The following is a 23,801-nucleotide window of genomic DNA, read 5'->3' on the forward strand; positions in this document are numbered from 1 at the left end:
TGGGCGTTTGCCCAGACAAGGGAACCAGTTACCGGCGCAGGGGTGGTGGGTCTTGCGTTCGGTCTTTACACCGACCCGCTCAAAAAACTGGGAGTATCATTATGAAGAAGTCTCTTCTCTCAGCAGTCGCGCTGACGGCCGTCATGGCGTTCAGCGGTTCTGCTTGGGCCGACGTCATCATTGGCGTTGCCGGTCCTCTGACCGGCCCGAACGCAGCCTTCGGCGCACAGCTCCAGAAGGGTGCGGAACAGGCTGCAGCCGACATCAATGCTGCCGGCGGCATCAACGGCGAAAAGATCAAGATCGTGCTCGGCGACGACGTGTCCGACCCGAAGCAGGGCGTCTCGGTTGCCAACAAGTTCGTCGCTGACGGCGTGAAGTTCGTGGTTGGCCACTTCAACTCGTCGGTTTCGATCCCGGCATCGGAAGTTTATGCCGAAAACGGCATCGTGCAGATCACGCCGGCTTCGACCAACCCGAAGTTCACCGATCGCGGCCTGTGGAACACCTTCCGCACCTGCGGCCGTGACGACCAGCAGGGCGCTGTCGCCGGCAAGTATATCTCCGAAAAGTTCAAGGGCGTACCGGTTGCCGTCGTTCACGACAAGACCACCTACGGCCAGGGCCTCGCTGACGAAACCAAGAAGGCGATGAACGCGCTGGGCGTCAAGGAAGTCATCTACGAAGGCATCACCGTTGGCGACAAGGACTTCTCGGCCCTCATCTCCAAGATGAAGAATGCCGGCGTTGGCGTTGTCTACTTCGGCGGCCTGCACACCGAAGCCGGTCTTCTGATGCGCCAGATGGCCGACCAGGGCGTCAAGGCGCCGCTGATGTCGGGCGACGGCATCACCTCCAACGAACTGGCGTCGATCGCCGGCGACGCCGTCAACGGCACGCTGATGACCTTCCCGCCGGATCCGCGCCAGAACCCGAACGCCAAGGACCTCGTCGAGAAGTTCCGCAAGGCTGGTTTCGAGCCGGAAGCCTACACGCTCTATTCCTACGCCGCGATGCAGATCTTCGCTGACGCCGCCAAGGCCGCCAAGACGAACGATCCGACCAAGGTTGCGGAAGCCATGAAGGCCAAGGGTCCGTTCAAGACCGCCATCGGCGACATCGGCTTCGACAAGAAGGGCGACATCACCCGTCCGGACTATGTCATGTACGAGTGGAAGAAGGGCCCGGACGGCAAGTACAGCTACTTCCAGATGTAAGATCCATCCGGATCATCATCATCGATCTGAGAGGAAGCCCGGTTTCGCACCGGGCTTCTTTTTTTCCTCTCCGCGGTGGTCGCCGCGTCTTTTTTGATCTCAGGCTGACCTTGCGGCCGGTCCGCGACCTCTTGCCAAGACCGGCGACATCATCGACATTCGAAACGAGGCATCAATGGTTGCGCGGGCACCGCGCGTCAGGGGGAACATCCGTGCGTTCAGCAGTGCTTGCGGTCATGGTTGCGCTGGCTGGCCTGTCCGGCTGTACTCAGGTTGCCCAAAAGGCCGAAACGGCGGCCAACCGTTCCTTCACCAGTTATGCGCTGGGCAAACCTTACGCTGAGGTCGCCAGCCTCGGCACCTCGCCCATGGAGCGGCTTGCCGGCAATGACAGGGCAACCTTCGGCCCGCTGCTTGGCTCGATGCCGCTTGCCAACGGAATGACCATCTATCGCCACATGGCGCCCTCCGCCCGCACCGAGACCGGTACCGATTTCGGCGGCCTGGTCGGCACATCGTCGGTCAGCAGCAACAACCGGCTGTCCTATTTCCTCGTCGGACCGGATGGTATCGTGAAGGACTGGGCGACCGGCTCGGTGCCGGGCAATGCCAGCAGCTGCATCAGCTATATCGGCGGCATCATCCAGCGTTGCTCGGATCTCACGCAGTTCGAGGCGTCGCTCACCCTTTATGATGCGCGGGTGCTGACGAAGGACGGGCAGCCGATTTCCGTCTGGGGTGCACCGGCAACCACGGCAGCGGTACCGGCTGCTTCGGCCAAGCCGACACGGCCGGCGCCGCGAACCTAGGCGTTCGTTCCGGCTCTGATCATTCGGAAATGTCTTTCGGCAATGTCTGTGGATCAGAACGCCCGTTGCGGCAATCGGGCGACCTCCCGGCTTATGCCGGAAAGAGGCGTGAAATCCTCCGTTTCTCGGAGGCTCGTCCTGCCGGTCGCGGGATGGAAGGTCACCCAGCGGGCGACATTGCCGCCGAGATGGGCTTCGACCAGCTTGATGCCGTTGGACTGCAGGAAGTTTTTGGCATAGTCGGCGTTCAGCGCGCCGGGATTGCTGCTGCTGTCGTCTCTCAGGCGCCCACCGAACAGCTTGGCCACGAGCCGCTCGCGCCGCGCGCCGCGACGGCACAGACCCGCGACAAGACTGGCCATCGCCACATCACCGTAACGGTGTCGTTGAGCGGAGGGTGCGTCCTTGCCGCCGTTTGGCAATACGAAGTGGTTCATGCCCCCCACGGCCCGGACGGGATCGTAGATGCAGGCGCAGACGCAGGAGCCCAGGACGGTGCTGAAGATCGTGTTGACGTCATTCGACACCAGGCATTGGCCGCTCAACAGATGGATGACCTCAAGGTCGTCGTTGTTCTGCTCCAAGCAATGATCTGCTTTCATGGGTTCGAGGGTGCCTCTTCATCCAATACAGGACTTTCGTCCGCTGCCCAGCTGCCAATGTAAGGTCATTTAATACGACCAAACATAAGAAATATGTATTTTATGAAGTTCTGAAATATAATTGATGCAGAATGGTCAACAAGAACTGAAACTGCCGTGATTGCCGGTTCTATCCCGCTTCAGGACTGGCACGTTACGCCTGCCTGGCCAGCGTGTGAAGCAAAAATTCCGCCCGGGCTTCCACGGGCGCTTTCGGCAGGACGATGATGGCATAACCCAGGGCAGGGTAAGCGGCTTCCAGCCTGCGATATTCCTCGACCGCATCCTCAAACCCGTGGCGGCGTTCGGCATCGCCGACATAGATTTCCGGCCAGGGCGGTGTCAGAAACACCATCCGGTGATACCGATGTATGGTCTGCAGCGGCGTGAGCACATCGTCGCCGGTGACATGCGCGAGAGCGACCGCAGCATCGATGAGGCTGCGATCAAAGAAGACGAGGCCTTGCCTGCCGGCAGCGCTGCGACGGTCCTCAAGCGCAAGGGTCATGGCGCGGCGGGCAAACGCGGCCATGTCCGTCCAGGGCAGGGCGTTTCCGCCGCGCGCCAGTTCGTCGGCAACAATGCGTCGGCCGGGTTCCTCGACCGTTGGGTAACCGCGGCGGCGCAACTCCTCCAGAAGCGTCGATTTTCCGCCGCCCGAACAGCCGGAAATGATGACGAAACGGTCCATGACCTGTCCTCAAGATTGGGTTTCGGTGGATTTGGTCGAGGCCGGTGGCCTCACGATCGAACGGGTCGACAGGCCCGGTCCGGCCGATGACCCAGGTCAAACGGTGCTCGACGCAACGGGCGGTGCCTCACACCTCGTGCAGCACATTGGCCGCCTTGACGGCGGCCGAAGCGCGATTTTCCACGCCGAGCTTTACGTAGATCTGTTCGAGATGTTTGTTCACCGTACGCGACGACAGGCCCAGGATATCGCCGATATCCTTGTTCGACTTGCCCTTGGCGATCCACAGAAGCACTTCGGATTCGCGGGTCGTCAAGGCAAAATGCTCGCGCAACACGGCATCGCCCGGCCGATTGCCGGCGCCGGTGACGCGGAACAGATATTCGTCCGGGCCGATCGCGCCGAGATAGGCGAACTGCAGGCTGGTCTCCACACCTTCCTGCTGGAAGGAAAAGGCGGCATCGCGGGAGAAACCGGGACCGTCGCGCCCGCCCATCCAGGTGGCGATCTGGCGGATCACCAGATCAAGCCCGTCATCGCGGCCGATCGCCGAGTTGATCAGCCGGGTCGCCTGCGGGGTGGACCAGTGCAGACCGCCATTGCCCTTGACCGCCAGCAGGTGCCGGCCGGCGGCATCGAGCGCCACGCGGGCGCTCTGGGCGGAACGGGCATTGGTGAGATGCACGCGGATGCGGGCACGCAGTTCGTCGATGTTGATCGGCTTCGTCAGATAATCGACGCCGCCGGAATCCAGTGCATGCACGACATGTTCCGTTTCGGTCAGCCCGGTCATGAAGATCACCGGCACCTGCGCCACCGCCGGGTTCGCCTTCAGCCGCCGGCAGGTGGTGAAACCGTCCATCGCCGGCATCACCGCATCGAGCAGGATGAGGTCCGGCGTGATACGGTCGACGATGTTGAGCGCCGACTGGCCGGAGGTGGCGATCAGCACGGAGAAACCGGAGGCCTCCAGCGCCTCGGTCAAAAATCCCAGCGCTTCCGGGCTGTCATCGACCAGAAGAACGATGTCGCGGGGCTTGGCCAGGTCAGACATCGCCGATGATCCTCTCCTCGGTGAATCGGTTGAGGAATGTCCTATAGCCTGTCAGGTCGAAAGCTTGAACATAGCTGGCCGCTTCCTGCGCAAAGGCCTGGTGAACGGGCTCGCGGGAAATCTCCGCCAGCTTCGCCTCGATGCCGCGGATATAGCCGATTTCGCCGAGTTCGATCAGATCCTGCAGGTGCCGCGGCCCAGGGCTGACGAGGACGGGTTTGGTAACCGGTGCATCCGGCAGCCGCTCCCCCTCATGGATCCAGGAAAGGCCGAGATGCACGGCGAGCTTATCGGAGAGCTGGCGGATATCGACGGGTTTTGCCAGCGTGTCGTTGTGCCCGTCGCCGGCGCGCACCGTCGAGGCGCCATCGCCGATATTGGCAGACAACATCAGGATCGGTGCCGTCTGGCCGCCTTCGCGCAGTTTTTCGACCAGCTGCCAGCCGTTCATGCCGGGCATGCGGATATCGACGAGGAAAAGATCCGGCTTTACGCCTTCGATGAGCGTCAAACAGTCCGGTCCGTCCTTGGCGGTCAGCACGACGAAATCCATCGGCGCCAGCACCTCGCGCATCAGGTCGCGGTGGTCCTCGTTGTCGTCCACCACAACGATGGTCCGGCGTGCGCCGGTGTAGGAAATGATCTTCTTCTCTGCCGCCGGCAGCGTGCTTGCGCGGTCGATGGCGGACAAAAGCAGGCGCACCTTGAAGGTGGAACCCTCGTCCTTGCGGCTTTCGACCGAGATTTCGCCACCCATCGTATTGGTCAGAAGTCGGGTGATGGTGAGGCCGAGGCCGAGCCCCGGCATCGGCCGCACATTATCGGCCTCGCCGCGCTGGAACGGCTCGAAGATGCGCGAAATATCCTTCTCGGCAATGCCGCGGCCGGTATCGGCGATGGTGAAGGTTGCCACCTGGCTGCGGTAATCCACCTTGAAGCGGACACTGCCGGTTTCGGTGAACTTGATGGCGTTGGAGAGCAGGTTGACGAGGATCTGCCGCAGCCGCTTCTCGTCGCTTCGCACATAATGCGGCAGGTTGCGGGCACGCTCATGGATGAAATCGAGCCCCTTCGCCTGCGCCTGCGGGCGGACCATCTCGATGATCTGGTCGAGGAAATCGTGGATGTTGATCTCGTTCGAATAGACCTGCAGCTTGCCGGCCTCGATCTTGGAAATATCCAGCAGCCCGTCGATCAGGCCCGACAGATGGTCTGCCGAGCGCTTGATCACCTTGATCGCCGACTGGCGGGGCGTTGGAATGCTGTCGTCGCGTTCGAGGATCTGCGCATAACCGAGCACGGCATTGAGCGGCGTGCGCAACTCGTGGCTCAAGCCCACCACGTACCGGCTCTTGGCGCGGTTGGCGGCTTCGGCCACCTCCTTCGCTTTCTGCAGTGCCGCATCCGTCTTCTTGTGCGCGGCGATTTCCTTCAAGAGCAGCGTGTTCTGGCGTGAGGATTCCTCTTCCGCCACCACCCGGCTGTCATGGGCGAGCACATAGAACCAGGAGACGATGCCGGCGATGATGGCAAAGACGAAAAAGACGATCAGCACCGTGCCGTAGATCACCTCGGCATTGGCAGGGGCCGCTTCGCCGACATGGTAGGCGATCATCGCAAGAATGCCGCCGATCAGGGAAATCGAGATGACGGCGGTCAGCGCATAACGGCCAAGCCGAGTCATCAGCCGTTCGACGATGCTGTCGGAGAGGAACGACCTTGCCACGCTGCCGATCTGCGCCTTCATCTGCGCCTTCGGTTTGCACATGTCGTGGCAGCGGCTGTCCAGCGAACAGCAGAGCGAACAGATGGGCGCCGCATAGGCAGGGCACCAGGCCATGTCCTCCGGCTCGAACGGATGCTCGCAGATGGAGCAGGTGATCGAGGTCTGGTTCTTCCAGGCATAACGCGGCTTGCGCGCCAGATAGAACTTTCCCTTCGTACCCCAGGCAATCAGCGGCGAAAGCAGGAAGGCCGAGAGTGTGAGGTAGGTGGAGAGCGAAGCCAACAGCGGACCGAAGGCGCCGAAATGGGCGGTGAGCGCAATCGCTGCCGATCCGAACATCGAACCGAGGCCGACCGGGTTCAGGTCGTAGAGATGGGCGCGCTTGAACTCGATGCCGGGGGGCGACAGGCCGAGCGGTTTGTTGATGAAAAGATCCGCCGAAATGGTGCAGAGCCAGGCCATGGCGATGATCGAGAAAATACCGAGCGTCGCTTCCAGCAGGCGGTAGATGCCAAGCTCCATCAGAAGCAGCGCAATTGCCACGTTGAAGATCAGCCAGACGACACGGCCCGGATGGCTGTGGGTCAGCCGCGAGAAGAAGTTCGACCAGGCGAGTGACCCCGCATAGGCGTTCATCACGTTGATCTTCAACTGCGACACGACCACGAAAGCGGCCATCAGCAACAGGGCGGCGGTGTCGTTCGGGATCATGTAACCGAAGGCGGCGAGATACATATGCGCCGGATCGGCGGCCTCGCGTGCCGGAACGCCCATCGACAGCGTCAGCACGGCGAGGAAGGACCCCGCCAAGAGTTTCGGCACGCCTACCACCACCCAGCCGGGACCGGCGAGGAAAACGGCGAAGCGGTGGCGCCATTTCTGCTGTCCTTCCGGCGGCAGGAAACGCAAAAAGTCCACCTGCTCGCCGATCTGCGGCATCAGCGCCAGGATGACGGCGGAGGCAGCGCCGAATTCCACGATGTTGAAGGGGGCGGCCTGTCCGGCATGGGCATTCGAATGGTTGATGCCGGCAAAACTGCGCCAGAGATCGAATTTTTCCCAGTCGACGAAGGCGATGAAAATGAACGGCAGGACGTTGAGGATGATCCAGAAGGGCTGTGTCATCAGCTGGAAACGGGAAATCAGCTGCACGCCGTAGATGACGAGCGGGATCACCACCACGGCGCTGATCATGTAGCCGAGCCAGGGCGGAATGCCGAGCGCCAGTTCCAGCGCCGCCGTCATGATCGAGGCCTCGATCGCAAACAGCATGAAGGTGAAGCTCGCATAGATCAGCGAGGTGAGCGTCGAGCCGATGTAACCGAAGCTTGCGCCACGGGTGAGGAGATCGATATCGACCCCATGGCGGATGGCATAACGGCTGATCGGCAGGCCGACAATCAGCATGGCGACCGCTGCCGTCAGGATCGCGAAAAAGGCATTCGTCGTGCCGTAGGAGAGCGTGATGGTGCCGCCGATCGCTTCCAGCGCCAGAAAGGAAATCGCGCCGATCGCGGTGTGCGAAATGCGGTTGGACGAAAAGCGCCGCGCGCTCTTGGCGGTAAAACGCAGCGCATAATCTTCCAGCGTCTGGTTTGCGACCCAGCGGTTATATTCGCGCCGGACGGGAATGATGCGTTGCCGCGCTGCCATGCGCCATGCTGTCCTTTTGTGCATGCTGATCGATTGTGCACTTTCCAGGGTTCGGCAGAATTTTGCAAGCCGCATTACGGGCTGCCACAAAGCCGTCACCGGTCCTTGAAAGCCGCCGCAATTGCGCCAATCTCAGAAGTGCAAATGGAACCAACCGGATGCGCCGTCCGCGGCGTCTGCCGTCTCCCGTCAACCTTCATTATGCGTGATCTCCCGTGAAACCGTCTCCAGCCACTATTTCCACGAATGAACAGACTTTCGGGACCGAGGGCATTCAGCCCATGGACCGGCCCAGCCGCATCACCCGCTTCTTCATGGGGATCGTGGCCTGGGCGGAAAAGCTCAATTTCAAATATGCCAGGCTCGGCAATCCGCCCGTCTATGACAACGCCACCTTCCCCTGGGCGGCGGACATCGAGAAGGCGGCACCCGCTATCCGCGCCGAACTCGACAAGATCCTGTTGCGCAAGAACGAGCTGCCCTCCTTCCAGGACATTTCCACCGACGTGAAGACGATCTCGACGGACAATGGCTGGAAGACCTTCTTCCTGCTTGGTTTCGGGGTGAAATCGCAGCAGAACATCGCCGCCTGCCCGGAAACCTGGAAGGCCTGCCAGAAGATTCCCGGGCTGACCACGGTAATGTTCTCGATCTTCGAGCCGGGCAAACACCTTCCCGCCCATCGCGGCCCTTATAATGGTGTGCTGCGCCTGCATCTCGGGCTCATCGTGCCGGAACCGCGCGACAAGCTTGCCATCCGCGTCAAGGACCAGATCTGCCACTGGGAAGAGGGCAAGGTGCTGATCTTCGACGATGCCTTTGAGCATGAGGCCTGGAACCACACCGACCATACCCGCGTCGTGCTGTTTGTCGATTTCGTCAAGCCGCTGAAGTTCCCGGCCCGCTTCGTCAACTGGTGCCTGATGAATATGGCCATCTTCACCCCCTTCATCCGTGAGGGGCTGGATAACCACCAGGAATGGGAAAAGAAGTTTTATGCCGAGGCGGAGAAACTCCGAAACCGGCCGAACTGACGAACCTCATCGGCCGGTATGCGGTCAATGTGCGGCGGACTGGTGTATGGGAAAGGCGCAGCGATCATCGCTGTTCGGACCAGAACGGTGGTCAGTTGAATGACCACCGTTGCTCCCAATCCCGGTGTGGTTCCATCGGTCCCGAGAGGCGATACGATATCGACTGTTATCGGAGAAGCGGCCAGAGGCTCGCAACGAGCAGCAAACCCATGGCGATATTGAACCATTTCAATCGTGACGGCTGCGTGAGTACCTGGCGGAGGACCATACCGAAGCCTGCCCAGACCGCAACGCTCGGCAGGTTGACAATGGCGATCACGGCCGTGATCAGCAGGGTCGAGGCAAAGGGATTGTCCGCATTGGCATAGGCCGCCATTGCAGTTGTCGCTGCAATCCAAGCCTTCGGGTTAACCCATTGGAATGCCGCCGATTCCAGAAATGTGAGGGGTCGTGCAGCGTCTGTCTGGCCGTCCGAGATCGTCCGGGATGTGCCGATCCGCCAGGCGAGATAGAGAAGATAGGCGCCGCCGGCAAGCCTCAGCGCCAGACCGATCGGCGGCCAGGCGGTGATCAGGGCGCCGAGGCCGAAACCGACGGCGAGAAGCACGGTGGAAAAACCGGTGGTAATGCCGAGGATCTGCGGCACCGTGCGCCAGAAGCCGAAATTGGTGCCCGAGGCGAGCAGCATGACATTGCTTGGCCCCGGCGACACAGAGCCGACGAAGGCAAAAAGGGCGACGGCAAAAACAGTCTCGTATGGCATGACATAACACTCCCTGCGGGGAGACCGTCTCCCGGCGGCGTTCAAGATTGAGTCACAACAGGAAACGAAGGCGCCGAGCAGAACCCACCGACATCCAAGGATCGCGCGTGGCGAAAGACGGGTGGCGGATCAAAGCCGATGCGACGTATCGTGCCGAGGGTTGAGAGAGGCTGGATCGCTAGTCGTCTTCACGGTGGCTTTCCCGTGATCACCGCAATGGCCGCGGGTGCAGTGTCCTGAAAATGGATGCTCATGGGGCCAAGCCCGCGACCTTCGCAACGGCTGTTCACCGATCGTCGTGACGTCATGGCCATGCGCGTTCCTGTTGCAATGTCCGGATCATGGCGGAGCTTGCTGCACTCTGCTATTGTCAATATTGACAGTCTTGATAGGGATATTGCCATGAAACTGCAGGTCCTGGCCCTTGATGGCGTCTTCGACACCGGGCTCTCGTCCATCCTTGATGTCCTCACTACCGCCAATGAACTCACCATCATGCTCGCGCTCGACGTGCCGTCTTTCGAGGTCTCGATCGTTGGCATGCAACGCGAGGTGCGAACGGCGCAGGGGCTTGTCGTTCCGGTCTCGGCCATGCCAGCCCCGGCGAAAGAGGGTTGGCTTGTCGTTCCGGCGATTGGCTACAAGACGCCGGATCTGCTTGTGCCAGCGCTGGCGCGGTCGGATGTCCAGGATGCTGCAGCCGCACTCAGGGAGGCAAGGGCCGGTGGCATCAATCTTGCCGCCGCCTGTATCGGAACCTTCGTGCTTGCCGAATCCGGTCTGCTCAATCGGGAAAAGGCAACCACGACCTGGTGGCTTGCGCCGCTCTTTCGCCAGCGTTATCCGACTGTCCGGTTGGAGGATGGGCGGATGCTGGTGAAGTCCGGTGCGCTGGTCACGGCCGGCGCGGCCCTCGGCCATGTGGACCTGGCGCTCTGGCTGGTGCGCCAGGCGAGCCCGGAATTGGCAAACCTCGTGGCACGCTATCTCATCGTCGACCACCGGCCGGCGCAATCGGCCTATGTTATTACGGATCATCTCGCCCATGCCGATCCCGTGGTCGAGAAGTTCGAACGCTGGGCGCGGGACCGGCTGTCCGAAGGTTTTTCGCTCGACGATGCGGCCGATGCCGTCGGCGCCAGCAAACGCACGCTGGCGCGCCGTCTGCAGCAGGTGCTTGGCAAGACACCGCTTTCCTATTTTCAGGATCTGCGCGTCGAACGTGCGGTGCATCTGCTGAAGACCAGCGACAAAAGCGCCGATGAGATCGCCGGCATGGTCGGATATGCCGATGGCGTGACCTTGCGGACTCTGTTGCGCCGCAGGCTCGGTCGCGGTGTGCGGGAGGTGCGGGCGCTCGGCTGATCAGGCCCGCGTGGTGTTGTTCGTCGGTTTCGTTAAACCGCTGAAATTCCCGGTCTTGCCTTATCAACAGGGACCGGCCGCACTGAGGGCCGTCTGTAAGCGGCCTGCGAGCGCAGTCGCGCGCAGACCGCTTGTGTATTCAGGTTAGCATTCAGGCTTCGCCCCAGATCGTCTCGGCGGTCTTGACCACCAGCTCAAGCTTTCGCCTCTGGTCGTCCTCGGTGATGGCGTTGCCGTGCTCGGTCGAGGCGAAGCCGCATTGCGGGGCAATGCCCAGTTGGTCCATGTCGACAAACTTCGCTGCATCATCGAAATGGCGGCGCAGCGAATCCAGGTCTTCCAATTCGCCCGTCTTCGTGGTGATGAAGCCGGCCATGACCCGCTTCTTGCCCTTGGGCAGAAGCTTGAGCGGCTCCAGCCCGCCGGCGCGATCGGTGTCATATTCCATGAAATAAACATCGACACTGGTCTTGTTGAAGATCGCGTCGGCTGCGGCATCGTAGCCTCCGGATGCGACATGCGTGGAGCGGAAGTTGCCGCGGCACATGTGCATGCCGATCACCATGTCGGACGGACGATCCTTGATCGCTTCCTCGAGCATCCAGGCATAGCGGTCGATCAACCAGTCGGGATCCTGGCCCATGGCCTTGCGCAGGTCGCGCTGCTTCGGATCGCACAGGTAGGCGAAGAAGATATCGTCGAGCTGGAGATAACGGCAACCGACGGCGTAGAAGGCGGCGACGGCCTGTTTGTAGGTCTCGGCAATATCGCTGAACAGTACGTCCGGGTCCTTGTATTCGGGCGGCCGCACATCGGCGGGGTCGGTCCGGAAGTGCACGCAGGACGGCCCCGGAATGGAGATCTTCGGGCAGACATGCGTGTGCTCTTTCACGAAGGTGAAATGCGCCAGCATCGGGTGATCGGCGGGAAAGCCGAGCTTGCCGTTGATCACCGGGTGGATCGGTGGGAGCTGCGTGCCGTGGAATTGCACGCCTTCTCCGCGCGTCTCCATGTCCATTCCGTCGAGCATGCCCAAAAAATCGAAATGCCAGTAGGCGCGGCGCGCTTCGCCGTCGGTCACCACCTTGAGGCCGACATCCTCCTGCATCTTGATGAGGGACGGGATTTCGGCATCCTCGATGGCGCGCAGTTCGGCGGCCGGCGCATGGGCGTGCCGGGCCTCGGCGATGCGACGTGGACGCAGCAGACTGCCGACGTGGTCGGCACGAAAGGGCGGTGTGGGCATGGGGATCCTCCTATGGTTGTTTTCCTCTTGTGTTGTGGCGCGACTTCAGACATTCGCGCGAGCGCGCTGCAACACAAACGCCGGCTGACCCTGCATGCCTGCGGCTGCAAGACGCCTCGTCTCCAAGGTCCAACAGTGCCCTGTCGGCGTTGTAATGCAAGAACTTCTTGATGCCGCGGATATGATGGAAGGCGTGGACAACAGATGATGGCCAGTAGCCTGTTCACCCGTTCCACCACCGAAATGGCGCCGCATGCCGATCTCGATGCCATGATGCACTCCCCGCGTCCCCGATTTTCGCCGGGGCAACTCCGGCAAGCGGCCGAGGGTTCCGCCTTCCCGGTCAGATGGCTGCGCAAACTTCCCCTTTCGCCCCCTGGCTTACGTCATTTTACGTATGCCGTTTTGCGGTGCAGCAGCCGATAGTTCGTGAAGCAACGGTTAACGGCCAATCCAAGGCGCGTTGCAAACGAACAAGAAGAGGGGTTCGAACCATGAGTTTCAAGACGAAGCTTGGCGGCGCAATGCTCGCCGCCATCATGTCCACCACGGCATTCCACGGCGCATTCGCCGCCGATACCATCAAGATCGGCGTCCTGCATTCGCTCTCCGGCACCATGGCAATTTCGGAAACGACGCTGAAGGATGCCATGCTGATGCTCGTCGAAGAGCAGAACAAGAAGGGCGGCGTTCTCGGCAAGAAGCTTGAGGCCGTCGTTGTCGATCCGGCCTCCGACTGGCCGCTGTTTGCCGAAAAGGCCCGCCAGCTGATTTCCCAGGACAAGGTCGCCGCCGTATTCGGTTGCTGGACGTCGTCCTCGCGCAAGTCCGTCCTGCCGGTCTTCGAAGAGCTGAACTCCATCCTCTTCTACCCGGTCCAGTACGAGGGTGAAGAATCCTCGCGCAACATCTTCTACACCGGTGCCGCTCCGAACCAGCAGGCCATTCCGGCCGTCGATTACCTCGCCGAAAACGAAGGCGTTGAGCGCTGGGTTCTCGCCGGCACCGACTACGTCTATCCGCAGACGACCAACAAGATCCTGAAGGCCTACCTGATGTCGAAGGGCGTCAAGGAAGAGGACATCATGATCAACTACACGCCGTTCGGCCATTCCGACTGGCAGACGATCGTCACCGACATCAAGAAGTTCGGCTCGGCCGGCAAGAAGACCGCCGTCGTTTCGACCATCAACGGTGACGCCAACGTTCCCTTCTACAAGGAACTCGCCAACCAGGGCATCAAGGCCGAAGACATTCCGGTCGTTGCCTTCTCCGTCGGTGAAGAAGAACTTGCCGGCCTCGATACCGCTCCGCTCGTCGGCCATCTCGCCGCCTGGAACTACTTCCAGTCCGTCGATGCCCCGGTCAATGCCGAGTTCATCAAGACCTGGCATGCGTTTACCAAGAACGACAAGCGCGTGACCAACGACCCGATGGAAGCCGCCTATATCGGCTTCAACGCCTGGGTGAAGGCCGTCGAGGCCGCCGGCACCACCGACACCGACAAGGTGCTCGACTCGATCATCGGCGTCTCCGTGCCGAACCTGTCGGGTGGTTATTCGACCGTCATGCCGAACCACCACATCACCAAGCCGGTGCTGATCGGTGAAATCCAGGCCGACGGCCAGTTCGAAATCGTTCAGCAGACCCCCTCCGTCGTCGGCGACGAGTGGTCGGACTACCTGCCGGACTCCAAGGACCTGATCTCCGATTGGCGCAAGCCGATGTCCTGCGGCAACTTCAACGTTGCCACCGGCAAGTGCGGCGGCAAGGGCAGCTGATCGCTCGGTCGGGTCCAAGACCCCTCCCAACCCTCCCCACAAGGGGGAGGGCTTTAACCCAGCCAACCCGCCGAAGCCGATTGAAGCCCGGGCGGGTGCCGCGAAGTGTCTCCCCCCTTGTGGGGGAGATGGCCGGCAGGCCAGAGGGGGTAGTGCTTTGTCTGCCTCGTCGTAACGCCGGTTCCGTCAGGAAAAGGTGCTGGCAGGCGGCTGAGGGGGCCTCAGACACAGCCGCCCGCCAACCGGGGACAAAAAAATGCTTATCCGTTTCATCACACTCGTTTTCCTCCTTCTTTCCATCGCCACATCCTCGTTTGCCCAGTCCGATCCGAAGGCGTTGATCGACCAGCTCGGCAAGGCGGATTTCAAGCAGGCGGAAGAGCTGATCGGCCAGATCGCCGCGACGGGGGACCCGCGGGTCGTGCCGGCGCTCAACGCGTTTGGCGAGGGCGATCTTTACGCCCGCAAATCCGATGGTGCCGTGTTCATCACCAAGGCCGCGGGCGCCAATTTTGCGCTGATCGATCCGCTGACTGGTGAAAGCGCCGGCGAAGCGCCGAAGGCGGCGATGGTGAAGCTCAAGATCAACAACAATCTGCGCCGCGTCATTCGTTCGGCGATGGGCGGCCTGACGCTGCTGAGCCCGGACCGCACCGTTCGTCTGCAGGCGGCTGATGCCGTTTTGCGCTCGCCGTCGGCGGAAAACCTCGAATTGGTCGAGGCAGCCCTCGCCAAGGAAACCGACCGGGAGGTGAAGGCCCGGATGGAAGAGGCGCGCGCCGCATCCATCCTGATTTCCAACCGTTCGGTCGAGGAAAAACGTGCCGCCATCGAAACCGTCGCAAGCCTCGGCGGACGCGGTGCGATCAGCATCCTGATGTCGGCGTCCTCCTCGCTTGATGCCGCGCTGAAGCCGGATGTCGATGCGGCGATTGCCAAGATCGAGACGACCCAGGCCTTCTGGGACATGGGCCAGAATGTCTGGTACGGCATCTCTCTGGGCTCCGTGCTGCTGCTCGCCGCCATCGGCCTTGCCATCACCTTCGGCGTGATGGGCATCATCAACATGGCGCATGGCGAAATGGTCATGCTTGGCGCCTATTCGACCTTTGTGGTGCAGGAGGCGATCCGCACGTCCGCGCCGCATCTCTTCGACTGGTCGCTGGCGATTGCGCTGCCTGTTGCCTTCCTGGTCACGGCCGCCGCCGGCCTCATCATCGAGCGCGGTGTCATCCGTTTCCTCTACGGCCGCCCGCTGGAAACCCTGCTTGCCACCTGGGGCGTTTCGCTGATCCTGCAGCAGCTCGTGCGCTCCATCTTCGGTCCGACCAACCAGGAGGTTGGCAACCCGTCCTGGATGTCCGGCGCCTTCCAGCTCGGCCAGATGCAGATCACCTGGAACCGGCTGTGGATCGTCGCCTTCTCGCTCACCATCTTCCTTGGCCTGCTGCTCCTGATGAAACGCTCCGCCTTCGGGCTCCAGATGCGTGCCGTCACCCAGAACCGCCGCATGGCCTCGTCCATGGGCATCCGCACGCCCTGGGTCGATGCCTTCACCTTCGCGCTCGGCTCCGGCATCGCCGGCATTGCCGGCGTAGCGCTCAGCCAGATCGACAACGTTTCGCCGAACCTTGGCCAGTCCTACATCATCGACAGCTTCATGGTCGTGGTCTTCGGCGGCGTCGGCAATCTCTGGGGAACGCTGGTCGGGGCACTCTCGCTCGGTGTGCTCAACAAGTTCCTCGAGCCTTCGGTCGGTGCCGTTCTCGGCAAGATCCTGGTGCTCGTTCTGATCATCCTCTTCATCCAGAAGAGACCGCGCGGCCTGTTCGCGCTCAAGGGAAGGGCGATCGAAGCATGATCACCAGCTTTATTCTTCGCGCGCTCGAAGGCCGTATCGTGGCGGCCATTGCCATCCTGCTTGCCGTGGCCGTGCTCGTGCCTGCCAGCAACCTCCTGACGCCCCCCGACAGCGCCCTGCATATCCCAACCTATGCCATGTCGCTGATGGGCAAGTATCTGTGTTATGCGCTGCTCGCGCTGGCGCTCGATCTCGTCTGGGGTTACTGCGGCATCCTTTCGCTCGGCCACGGCGCTTTCTTTGCGCTCGGCGGTTACGCCATGGGCATGTATCTGATGCGCCAGATCGGCTCGCGCGGCGTCTACGGCGATCCTGTCCTGCCGGACTTCATGGTCTTCCTCAACTGGAAGGAACTGCCGTGGTTCTGGCATGGCATGGACATGTTCTGGTTCGCCATGCTGATGGTGCTTGTCGTGCCCGGCCTGCTGGCCTTCATCTTCGGCTGGTTCGCCTTTCGCTCGCGCGTCAACGGTGTTTATCTCTCGATCATCACGCAGGCCATGACCTATGCGCTGATGCTCGCCTTCTTCCGCAACGACATGGGCTTCGGCGGCAATAACGGCCTGACCGACTACAAGGACATCCTGGGCTTCTCGGTTCAGGCGGACGGCACGCGCGCCGTGCTCTTCGCGCTCTCGGCGATCCTGCTGTCGCTTTGCCTGCTGCTCGCCTCGGCGATTACCCGCTCGAAATTCGGCAAAGTGCTGGTCGGCGTGCGGGATGCGGAAAGCCGGGTGCGGTTCCTCGGCTTCCGGGTGGAAAACATCAAGCTCTTCACCTTTGTCGTCTCGGCCATGATGGCCGGCATTGCCGGCGCGCTCTTCGTGCCGCAGGTCGGCATCATCAATCCGGGCGAGTTTGCGCCTGCGAACTCCATCGAAGTCGTCGTGTGGACGGCGGTCGGCGGGCGCGGCACGCTGATCGGCCCGATCATCGGCGCGGTGCTCGTCAATGGCGGCAAAAGCTTCTTCACCGGTGCCTTTCCGGAATTCTGGCTCTATGCGCTCGGCGCGCTCTTCATCTGCGTCACGCTGTTCATGCCGAAAGGCATTGTCGGCACGGTGCAGGGCATGCTCGCCAACCGCCGTGCGGCACAGGCGGCGGCAAAGGCCGAGGCCGGGCAGAACGATGACCGTGCCACCCCACAGATCCAGGCAGCGGAGTAAGAGTGATGGAAGTCAATGACGGCAAGGCCAAATCGCTGCTGTATCTCGACGGGGTCTCGGTCTCCTTCGACGGGTTCAAGGCGCTGAATTCGCTCTCCTTCGTGGTGGAGCCCGGCGAACTGCGCGCCATCATCGGGCCGAACGGTGCCGGCAAAACGACGATGATGGACATCATCACCGGCAAGACGCGGCCGGACAGCGGCACAGTGCTTTTCGAGGACAGGATCGACCTGACGAAAAAGGACGAGGCCGACATCGCCCAGCTCGGCATCGGCCGCAAATTCCAGAAGCCGACCGTGTTCGAAAGCCACACGGTCTGGGACAATCTGGAACTGGCGCTGAACCGCAAGCGCGGCGTGTTTGCCACCCTGTTCTATCGGCTGACGGCGGAGGACAGGGACCGCATCGAGGAAATCCTCGCCACCGTGCGTCTCGGCCATCGCCGCGACGAGCTGGCCGCCAATCTGTCGCATGGCCAGAAACAGTGGCTGGAGATCGGCATGCTGCTTGCCCAGGAACCGAAACTGCTCTTGGTCGATGAGCCGGTGGCCGGCATGACCGATGCCGAGACCGCGGAGACCGCCATCCTGCTGCGCGAGATCGCCAAGAGCCGGTCCGTGGTGGTGGTGGAGCACGACATGGGTTTCATCCGCGACCTCGGCGTCAAGGTGACGTGCCTGGCGGAAGGTTCGGTGCTGGCGGAGGGATCGATCGATTTCGTCTCGAATGATCCGAAGGTCATCGAGAACTATCTGGGGCGGTGAGGGGGATGCGGAATTTGCTGCCTTTAACCCCCTCTGGCTGCCGCCATCTCCCCCACAAGGGGGGAGATCTTTCGCGGCACCGCCTCGGCCCAATAGGGGCGCAGACGATGAGGCAGGGTAAGTCCCTCCCCCTTGTGGGGAGGGGTTGGGGAGGGGTCTTTTTACCCAATCCCGTGGCTCACATCGTTGCAGAGATACCCGGCAGGGCAGAGGGGGGTAACCTCGGAACTAAGCGGATCACCGGAGGCACTCCATGCTGACAGTCAACAACATCAACCTTCATTACGGCGCGGCACAGGCGCTGCGCGGTGTTTCCATCGAGGCGCCGATGGGCAAGATCACCTGCGTGCTGGGCCGCAACGGGGTCGGCAAGTCGTCGCTTTTGCGTGCCATCACCGGGCAGCATGCGGTCTCCGCCGGCACGATCGCCTTCAACGGCGAAAGCCTCAACGGCCTTGCACCCTTCAACCGGGCCAAACACGGCATCGGCTACGTGCCGCAGGGACGAGAGATCTTTCCGCTGCTCACCGTCAAGGAAAACCTGGAAACCGGGTTTGCGCCGCTGCCGCGCAAGGAGCGCTTCATTCCGGATGATATTTTTGCACTGTTTCCGGTGTTGAACTCCATGTTGTCGCGCCGCGGCGGCGACCTGTCGGGCGGCCAGCAGCAACAGCTTGCCATCGGCCGCGCTATGGTGACCCGGCCGAAAATTCTTGTGCTGGACGAACCGACGGAAGGCATCCAGCCGTCGATCATCAAGGATATCGGCCGGGCGATCCGTTACCTGCGCGATTCCACCGGGATGGCGATCCTGCTGGTCGAACAATATCTCGACTTCTGCCGCGAACTCGCCGATCATGTCTACATCATGGATCGCGGCGAGATCGTGCATGAAGGGGCAGCCGAGACGCTGGATACGCCGGAGGCGAGGAAACATCTGACCGTGTGAACCTGTGTCATTTATGATAGCTCATCACTTTTTGCGGCTCTGCCGCCTGCGTGCGGGGTTTATCAAGGGGGGTCTAATATGTTAATCGGGCGGCGCTTTTCATCCAAAGCATGACACCCTTTTCCGCACGCTCTGTCACGAGGCGCTTGATGGCATTTGGACTTTCGACTGGCACCGTCGCCCGCGCTCTTGCTCGCCTGACCGCCGCAGGGGCCTTTTTATTGGGCGCAATCGCTGTTGCCCAGGCCGCAGGATGCGGGGTTCCGGTCGAACCGGGCTACCACGACGTGACGCTTGATGTCGGCGGTCACAGCCGCTCGGGGGTCGCGTTCATTCCGCCGGGTTATACGGGCACGCAGAAGGTGCCCCTCGTGTTCGACCTGCATGGCAGCAACAGCAATCCGCGTGGGCAGATGGCCCGCAGTTCCTGGGACAAGGTGGCGGCGAAGAACGGTTTCATCGTTTTTGCGCCGCAGGGTAGCCTCTCCGGCACCACGCCGGGCACGCATGCCTGGAACGTTCCGGGCGTCACCTTTCGCGAGGGCGGGCTGGATGAGGTCGCCTTCCTGAAGGCTGCCGTCGAGCGGGTGAAGGCGGACTATTGCGTCGATCCGGCGCAGGTCTTTGCCTCCGGTTATTCCGGCGGTGGGCGTATGCTGTCGGCCTATGTCTGCTCCGGCGCCGATGATTTTGCCGCAGCCGGTTTCGTCAATTCGCTGCGCGTCGGCCTGCCGGTCGAAAGTCGCGATGGTCGCTGGCGGCCGGACCCGACCACCTGCCGCCCGGCAAAGCCGATCTCGATCATGGCATTTGCCAGCGTCAAGGACGAACAGAACCCCTATGCCGGCGGTGGCAAACCCTATTGGCAGTACAGTTTCAAGACGGCGCTGCAGCGCTGGCTGGAACTCGACGGCTGCAAGCCGGCGGCCAAACCCGAAACGGTCGACGACGTGACCTTCAGCCTGTTCGAGACCTGCCAGAACGGCGCACGTGTTGCGTCTTACGAATTTGCCGAGGGCAATCACGACTGGCCGAAGCCGAGCCAGAAGGCGCGGGTGATCGCCGCCGCCACGGACGGCCAGGCGGCCGGTGTGGTGCAGGTGTCAAATGCCCGCAAGCCGAGCTTTGATCCGAATATTGATCCGGCGCCGCGGATGTGGGACTTCTTCCGCAAGGCCGACAGCACGGATGTCATTGCCACCGCAACGCCGCCCGCGACCAAGGTCAAGGCGTCGGCAGCGTGCGGCGGTGATCCGGCATCGGCCGTACAGACAGTCGAGGGGATGACGTGCAGCAGCAATCCGCCGCAAGAGCCGCGCCGCAGCGGGCTCGGGGCAAAGGGTGCCTTGTAACCAAACAACTGGCGGGCCGCACGCGGCTTGCCGAACTGTACCAGGAGGGCTGCGGCAAGATCCGCCTGCCCGAAACCTTCGATTCCTCCCTCGAAGCCATCCTCATCAACAGTTCCGGCGGGTTGACCGGCGGCGACCGGCTGGACTGGTCGCTCGCTGCCGGCCCCGGCACGGACGTCATCGTCACCACTCAGGCCAACGAGAAGATCTACAAGGCCGCCGCCGATACGGCTTTGCTCTCCAGCCGGCTCGAGGTGGGCGAGGGGGCAAAGGTTGCCTGGCTGCCTCAGGAAAGCATTCTGTTCAACCGCGCCTCGCTCACCCGCGAGCTTTCCGTCGATCTGGCGCCGAGTGCCGAATTCATGGCGGTCGAAGCGATCATTCTCGGGCGGACCGCGATGGGTGAACGTGCCGAGACCGGCCTTTTCCGCGACCGCTGGCGCATTCGCCGCGGCGGCAAACTCATCCATGCCGAAGACGTGCGGCTGGAGGGCGAGATCGCAAGACTTTCGGCCGAACCCGCGGTGCTCTCCGGCAAGGTGGCCTTTGCCACCGTCATTTATTCCGGACCTTCCGCCGAGCTGTTTTTGGCGCGTGTGAGGTCCGTTCTCGACGGCCACCATGCTGGCGCAAGCCATTGGCAGGACAAGCTGATCGTGCGCGTTGCCGCAACGGACGGATTCTCTTTAAGAAAAATTCTTGTTCCGGTCATTTCGCTCTTGCGAAACGGCGCGCCCTTGCCGAAAGTCTGGAACACATGACAGCAAAAGATTTGGGGAAGCCATGAATCTCAGCCCGAGAGAAAAAGACAAGCTTCTGATTTCCATGGCGGCCATGGTGGCGCGCCGGCGGCTGGAGCGCGGCGTCAAGCTTAACTATCCGGAAGCCATTGCGCTGATCACGGATTTCGTCGTGGAAGGTGCGCGCGATGGCCGCGCCGTGCCCGATCTGATGGAAGCCGGCGCCCATGTCATCACCCGCGACCAGGTGATGGAAGGTGTGGCCGAGATGATCCACGACGTGCAGGTGGAAGCGACCTTTCCGGACGGCACCAAGCTGGTGACCGTTCACGAACCGATCCGCTGAGGGGGAAAACGCATGATCCCGGGTGAAATCATTGCCGCCAGCGGCGAGATCGAACTGAATGCCGGACGCCCGACGATCACGGTCGAGGTGTCCAATACCGGCGACCGTCCGGTGCAGGTGGGCAGCCACTATCATTTCTACGAGACCAATGCCGGCCTCTCGTTCGACCGCGAGAAGACGCGTGGCATGCGGCTCGATATTCCGGCGGGCACCGCCGTTCGTTTTGAGCCCGGTCAGACGCGCGAGGTAACGCTTATTCCGCTGTCCGGCAAACGCGAGGTCTACGGCTTCCGCCAGAAGGTCATGGGCAAGCTGTGAGAATAAGGAAACGGGCGGTGATCAAGGCGGGCCTCGGCATACTGTATCTCTGCGGCTGCGTGCTCCTGATGGATGCGCCGTCCTCCGCGGAGGACAAGCCTTCGGTGGCCTGTGACCAGGCGGTGAGCCAGACCGACATCAACATCTGCGCCGATCTCGATTACCGCGCTGCCGACAAGGCGTTGAACGCCCAGTGGACCGCGACGAAGAAAGTGCTGACCGGCTGGGACGCGGAGCTTGAAGCCCACAACAAGGGCGCCGTCGAGGAACTGACGAAGGCGCAACGCGCCTGGATCACCTATCGTGATGCCCATTGCAATGCGGTCGGTTACAGCGTGTGGGGCGGCAGCCTCTATCAGGCGGTGATCCTTGGCTGTCTTGCCGAGGTGACGCGCAACCGCACGGCGGAATTGAAGCAATTGGCGGACGGCATCCAGTAGGGTGCCGACCGCCGCAATGATCCGCGTGAGTGCTGCGGCAAAGCCTGCGTGCGCTCCGCATAAGACTTGGACGTACCCGTTTGCAGTCACCGGTCTCCCGCCGGATCTGCTGCCGAAATTCTCCCGCCTCGAAGGAGTCTGACCCGATGCCCTACAAGATGTCCCGCGCCGCCTATGCCTCGATGTTTGGTCCCACCGTTGGCGACAAGGTGCGGCTTGCCGATACCGAGCTTTTCATCGAGGTGGAGAAGGATTTTACCGCTTACGGCGACGAGGTGAAGTTCGGCGGCGGCAAGGTCATCCGTGACGGCATGGGCCAGAGCCAGGTGACGCGCGCTGATGGCGCCGTCGATACCGTCATCACCAATGCGGTGATCGTCGATCACACCGGCATCATCAAGGCGGATATCGGGCTGAAGGACGGACGTATCGTCGCGATCGGCAAGGCTGGCAATCCGGATACGCAGCCGGGCGTCAACATCATCGTCGGGCCGGGCACGGAAGCGATTGCCGGCGAGGGCAAGATTGTCACCGCCGGTGGCATGGACGCCCATATCCATTTCATCTGCCCGCAGCAGATCGAAGAGGCGCTGATGAGCGGCCTCACCTGCATGCTGGGCGGCGGCACCGGCCCCGCGCACGGCACGCTTGCCACCACCTGCACGCCCGGCCCCTGGCACATCGCCCGCATGATCGAGGCAGCCGACGCCTTCCCGATGAACCTTGCCTTTGCCGGCAAGGGCAATGCCTCGCTGCCCGGCGCGCTCGAAGAAATGGTGCTCGGCGGCGCCACCTCGCTGAAACTGCACGAGGATTGGGGCACGACACCCGGCGCCATTGACTGCTGCCTGTCGGTTGCCGATGAGTATGACGTGCAGGTGATGATCCACACCGACACGCTGAACGAAAGCGGCTTCGTGGAAGATACCGTCGGCGCCATCAAGGGCCGCACCATTCATGCCTTCCACACCGAAGGCGCCGGCGGCGGCCATGCGCCGGACATCATCAAGATCTGCGGCCAGCCGAATGTCATCCCGTCGTCGACGAACCCGACGCGGCCCTACACGGTCAATACGCTCGCCGAACATCTCGACATGCTGATGGTCTGCCATCATCTCTCGCCGTCGATCCCGGAAGACATCGCCTTTGCCGAAAGCCGTATCCGCAAGGAAACCATTGCAGCGGAAGATATTCTCCACGATATCGGCGCCTTTTCGATCATCTCGTCGGACAGCCAGGCCATGGGCCGCGTCGGCGAAGTGATCATCCGCACCTGGCAGACGGCCGACAAGATGAAGCGCCAGCGCGGCAGCCTGCCCGGCGAGACCGGCGACAACGACAATCTGCGTGTGCGCCGTTACGTGGCGAAATACACGATCAACCCGGCGATCGCGCATGGCGTCAGCCACGAGATCGGCTCGATCGAAATCGGCAAACGTGCCGATCTCGTGATCTGGAACCCGGCCTTTTTTGGCGTGAAGCCGGATATGGTGCTGATGGGCGGCGTGATTGCGGCTGCCCCGATGGGCGATCCGAACGCCTCCATCCCGACACCGCAGCCGGTGCATTACCGCCCGATGTTCGGCGCCTATGGCAAGGCACGCACGAACTCCTCCGTCACCTTCGTCTCCCAGGCTTCGCTCGACGCAGGTCTTGCCGGAAGACTCGGCGTTGCCAAGCAGCTGGTGGCGGTAAAGAACACCCGCGGCGGCATTTCCAAGAAGTCGATGATCCTCAACGACCTGACCCCGCATATCGAGGTGGACCCGGAAACCTACGAGGTGCGTGCCGATGGCGAACTCCTGACCTGCGAACCGGCAACCGTGCTGCCGATGGCGCAGCGGTATTTCCTGTTCTGAGGAGCCCTTTGGCAGGCGGATGCTCT

At 62.0% G+C, this 23,801-nt stretch carries 21 protein-coding genes; 15 read left to right on the plus strand and 6 right to left on the minus strand.

Features of this window, described 5'->3' with window-relative positions; genetic code table 11:
* The first annotated feature begins 101 nt into the window (after positions 1-101).
* Complete coding sequence (locus OU993_RS21415) at positions 102-1,217, plus strand: branched-chain amino acid ABC transporter substrate-binding protein (protein ID WP_268160886.1); 1,116 nt, start codon at positions 102-104, stop codon at positions 1,215-1,217.
* A 212-nt stretch (positions 1,218-1,429) separates the two neighbouring features.
* A complete protein-coding gene (locus tag OU993_RS21420; RefSeq protein WP_268160887.1) occupies positions 1,430-2,026 on the plus strand; it encodes a hypothetical protein in 597 nt (198 codons plus the stop codon).
* Positions 2,027-2,079: 53 nt separating this feature from the next.
* Here OU993_RS21420 and OU993_RS21425 read toward each other — a convergent pair whose 3' ends face one another.
* From OU993_RS21425 to OU993_RS21440, 4 genes are all read right to left on the minus strand, one after another.
* Positions 2,080-2,610 (minus strand): chemotaxis protein CheD, encoded by a 531-nt coding sequence (locus OU993_RS21425; RefSeq protein ID WP_268160888.1) that lies wholly within the window; start codon positions 2,608-2,610, stop codon positions 2,080-2,082.
* A 211-nt stretch (positions 2,611-2,821) separates the two neighbouring features.
* On the minus strand, positions 2,822-3,358 hold the full coding sequence (locus OU993_RS21430; RefSeq protein WP_268160889.1) for an AAA family ATPase: 537 nt from the start codon (positions 3,356-3,358) through the stop codon (positions 2,822-2,824).
* Between the two features lie 127 nt (positions 3,359-3,485).
* Positions 3,486-4,412 (minus strand): response regulator transcription factor, encoded by a 927-nt coding sequence (locus OU993_RS21435; protein ID WP_268160890.1) that lies wholly within the window; start codon positions 4,410-4,412, stop codon positions 3,486-3,488.
* Entirely contained in the window at positions 4,405-7,791 is a 3,387-nt protein-coding gene (locus tag OU993_RS21440; RefSeq protein WP_268160891.1) for a hybrid sensor histidine kinase/response regulator, read from the minus strand. The genes OU993_RS21435 and OU993_RS21440 overlap by 8 nt, the downstream gene beginning before the upstream one ends.
* Before the next feature lie 215 nt (positions 7,792-8,006).
* On the opposite strand from OU993_RS21440, the gene OU993_RS21445 reads away from it, so the two are divergent.
* Complete coding sequence (locus OU993_RS21445; protein WP_268160892.1) at positions 8,007-8,825, plus strand: aspartyl/asparaginyl beta-hydroxylase domain-containing protein; 819 nt, start codon at positions 8,007-8,009, stop codon at positions 8,823-8,825.
* A gap of 166 nt (positions 8,826-8,991) precedes the next feature.
* Here the strand turns inward: OU993_RS21445 and OU993_RS21450 are convergent, their stop codons facing one another.
* Positions 8,992-9,588 carry a LysE family translocator gene (locus OU993_RS21450; RefSeq protein WP_268160893.1) on the minus strand — a complete coding sequence of 199 codons (597 nt, stop codon included), beginning with the start codon at positions 9,586-9,588 and terminating at the stop codon, positions 8,992-8,994.
* Positions 9,589-9,990: 402 nt separating this feature from the next.
* On the opposite strand from OU993_RS21450, the gene OU993_RS21455 reads away from it, so the two are divergent.
* Positions 9,991-10,953, plus strand: coding sequence for a GlxA family transcriptional regulator (locus OU993_RS21455; RefSeq protein ID WP_268160894.1), 963 nt, complete (start codon positions 9,991-9,993; stop codon positions 10,951-10,953).
* A gap of 151 nt (positions 10,954-11,104) precedes the next feature.
* Here OU993_RS21455 and OU993_RS21460 read toward each other — a convergent pair whose 3' ends face one another.
* Positions 11,105-12,199, minus strand: coding sequence for a 5-methyltetrahydropteroyltriglutamate--homocysteine S-methyltransferase (locus OU993_RS21460; RefSeq protein ID WP_268160895.1), 1,095 nt, complete (start codon positions 12,197-12,199; stop codon positions 11,105-11,107).
* A gap of 494 nt (positions 12,200-12,693) precedes the next feature.
* Between OU993_RS21460 and urtA the strand changes: the two genes are divergently transcribed.
* The 11 genes from urtA (at position 12,694) to ureC (ending at position 23,775) form a co-directional block, all read left to right on the plus strand.
* Positions 12,694-13,980 (plus strand): urea ABC transporter substrate-binding protein, encoded by a 1,287-nt coding sequence (urtA, locus tag OU993_RS21465; protein WP_268160896.1) that lies wholly within the window; start codon positions 12,694-12,696, stop codon positions 13,978-13,980.
* A gap of 256 nt (positions 13,981-14,236) precedes the next feature.
* On the plus strand, positions 14,237-15,841 hold the full coding sequence (urtB, locus tag OU993_RS21470) for an urea ABC transporter permease subunit UrtB (protein WP_268160897.1): 1,605 nt from the start codon (positions 14,237-14,239) through the stop codon (positions 15,839-15,841).
* Positions 15,838-17,007 carry an urea ABC transporter permease subunit UrtC gene (gene urtC, locus OU993_RS21475; RefSeq protein ID WP_268160898.1) on the plus strand — a complete coding sequence of 390 codons (1,170 nt, stop codon included), beginning with the start codon at positions 15,838-15,840 and terminating at the stop codon, positions 17,005-17,007. Before urtB ends, urtC begins: the two co-directional genes overlap by 4 nt.
* Positions 17,008-17,012: 5 nt before the next feature.
* Positions 17,013-17,771, plus strand: coding sequence for an urea ABC transporter ATP-binding protein UrtD (gene urtD, locus OU993_RS21480; protein ID WP_268160899.1), 759 nt, complete (start codon positions 17,013-17,015; stop codon positions 17,769-17,771).
* A gap of 253 nt (positions 17,772-18,024) precedes the next feature.
* Positions 18,025-18,720 (plus strand): urea ABC transporter ATP-binding subunit UrtE, encoded by a 696-nt coding sequence (gene urtE, locus OU993_RS21485; protein ID WP_268160900.1) that lies wholly within the window; start codon positions 18,025-18,027, stop codon positions 18,718-18,720.
* 149 nt (positions 18,721-18,869) lie between these two features.
* Positions 18,870-20,072, plus strand: coding sequence for an alpha/beta hydrolase family esterase (locus OU993_RS21490; protein WP_268160901.1), 1,203 nt, complete (start codon positions 18,870-18,872; stop codon positions 20,070-20,072).
* Complete coding sequence (locus OU993_RS21495; protein WP_268160902.1) at positions 20,009-20,833, plus strand: urease accessory protein UreD; 825 nt, start codon at positions 20,009-20,011, stop codon at positions 20,831-20,833. The genes OU993_RS21490 and OU993_RS21495 overlap by 64 nt, the downstream gene beginning before the upstream one ends.
* Before the next feature lie 22 nt (positions 20,834-20,855).
* Positions 20,856-21,158 (plus strand): urease subunit gamma, encoded by a 303-nt coding sequence (locus tag OU993_RS21500; protein ID WP_137136226.1) that lies wholly within the window; start codon positions 20,856-20,858, stop codon positions 21,156-21,158.
* 12 nt (positions 21,159-21,170) lie between these two features.
* Positions 21,171-21,476, plus strand: a complete 306-nt coding sequence (locus OU993_RS21505; RefSeq protein ID WP_268160906.1) for an urease subunit beta — start codon at positions 21,171-21,173, stop codon at positions 21,474-21,476.
* A 17-nt stretch (positions 21,477-21,493) separates the two neighbouring features.
* A complete protein-coding gene (locus OU993_RS21510) occupies positions 21,494-21,916 on the plus strand; it encodes a lysozyme inhibitor LprI family protein (protein ID WP_268160907.1) in 423 nt (140 codons plus the stop codon).
* 146 nt (positions 21,917-22,062) lie between these two features.
* The gene (ureC, locus tag OU993_RS21515) at positions 22,063-23,775 is read left to right on the plus strand and encodes an urease subunit alpha (protein WP_268160909.1); all 1,713 of its coding nucleotides are present in this window, start codon (positions 22,063-22,065) and stop codon (positions 23,773-23,775) included.
* The last annotated feature ends 26 nt before the right edge of the window (positions 23,776-23,801 follow it).

The organism is Rhizobium sp. SL86, from assembly GCF_026672545.1.
Taxonomy (GTDB): Bacteria; Pseudomonadota; Alphaproteobacteria; order Rhizobiales; family Rhizobiaceae; genus Neorhizobium.

Bases quoted from the DNA above. Each gene is read 5' to 3' on its own strand.
- OU993_RS21450 (WP_268160893.1), bottom strand. From the start codon at position 9,588: ATGCCATACGAGACTGTTTTTGCCGTCGCCCTTTTTGCCTTCGTCGGC.
- urtE (WP_268160900.1), top strand. From the start codon at position 18,025: ATGCTGACAGTCAACAACATCAACCTTCATTACGGCGCGGCACAGGCG.
- OU993_RS21460 (WP_268160895.1), bottom strand. From the start codon at position 12,199: ATGCCCACACCGCCCTTTCGTGCCGACCACGTCGGCAGTCTGCTGCGT.
- urtC (WP_268160898.1), top strand. From the start codon at position 15,838: ATGATCACCAGCTTTATTCTTCGCGCGCTCGAAGGCCGTATCGTGGCG.
- urtD (WP_268160899.1), top strand. From the start codon at position 17,013: ATGGAAGTCAATGACGGCAAGGCCAAATCGCTGCTGTATCTCGACGGG.
- OU993_RS21415 (WP_268160886.1), top strand. From the start codon at position 102: ATGAAGAAGTCTCTTCTCTCAGCAGTCGCGCTGACGGCCGTCATGGCG.
- OU993_RS21440 (WP_268160891.1), bottom strand. From the start codon at position 7,791: ATGGCAGCGCGGCAACGCATCATTCCCGTCCGGCGCGAATATAACCGC.
- OU993_RS21490 (WP_268160901.1), top strand. From the start codon at position 18,870: ATGGCATTTGGACTTTCGACTGGCACCGTCGCCCGCGCTCTTGCTCGC.
- OU993_RS21505 (WP_268160906.1), top strand. From the start codon at position 21,171: ATGATCCCGGGTGAAATCATTGCCGCCAGCGGCGAGATCGAACTGAAT.
- OU993_RS21455 (WP_268160894.1), top strand. From the start codon at position 9,991: ATGAAACTGCAGGTCCTGGCCCTTGATGGCGTCTTCGACACCGGGCTC.
- ureC (WP_268160909.1), top strand. From the start codon at position 22,063: ATGCCCTACAAGATGTCCCGCGCCGCCTATGCCTCGATGTTTGGTCCC.
- OU993_RS21435 (WP_268160890.1), bottom strand. From the start codon at position 4,412: ATGTCTGACCTGGCCAAGCCCCGCGACATCGTTCTTCTGGTCGATGAC.
- urtB (WP_268160897.1), top strand. From the start codon at position 14,237: ATGCTTATCCGTTTCATCACACTCGTTTTCCTCCTTCTTTCCATCGCC.
- urtA (WP_268160896.1), top strand. From the start codon at position 12,694: ATGAGTTTCAAGACGAAGCTTGGCGGCGCAATGCTCGCCGCCATCATG.
- OU993_RS21500 (WP_137136226.1), top strand. From the start codon at position 20,856: ATGAATCTCAGCCCGAGAGAAAAAGACAAGCTTCTGATTTCCATGGCG.
- OU993_RS21430 (WP_268160889.1), bottom strand. From the start codon at position 3,358: ATGGACCGTTTCGTCATCATTTCCGGCTGTTCGGGCGGCGGAAAATCG.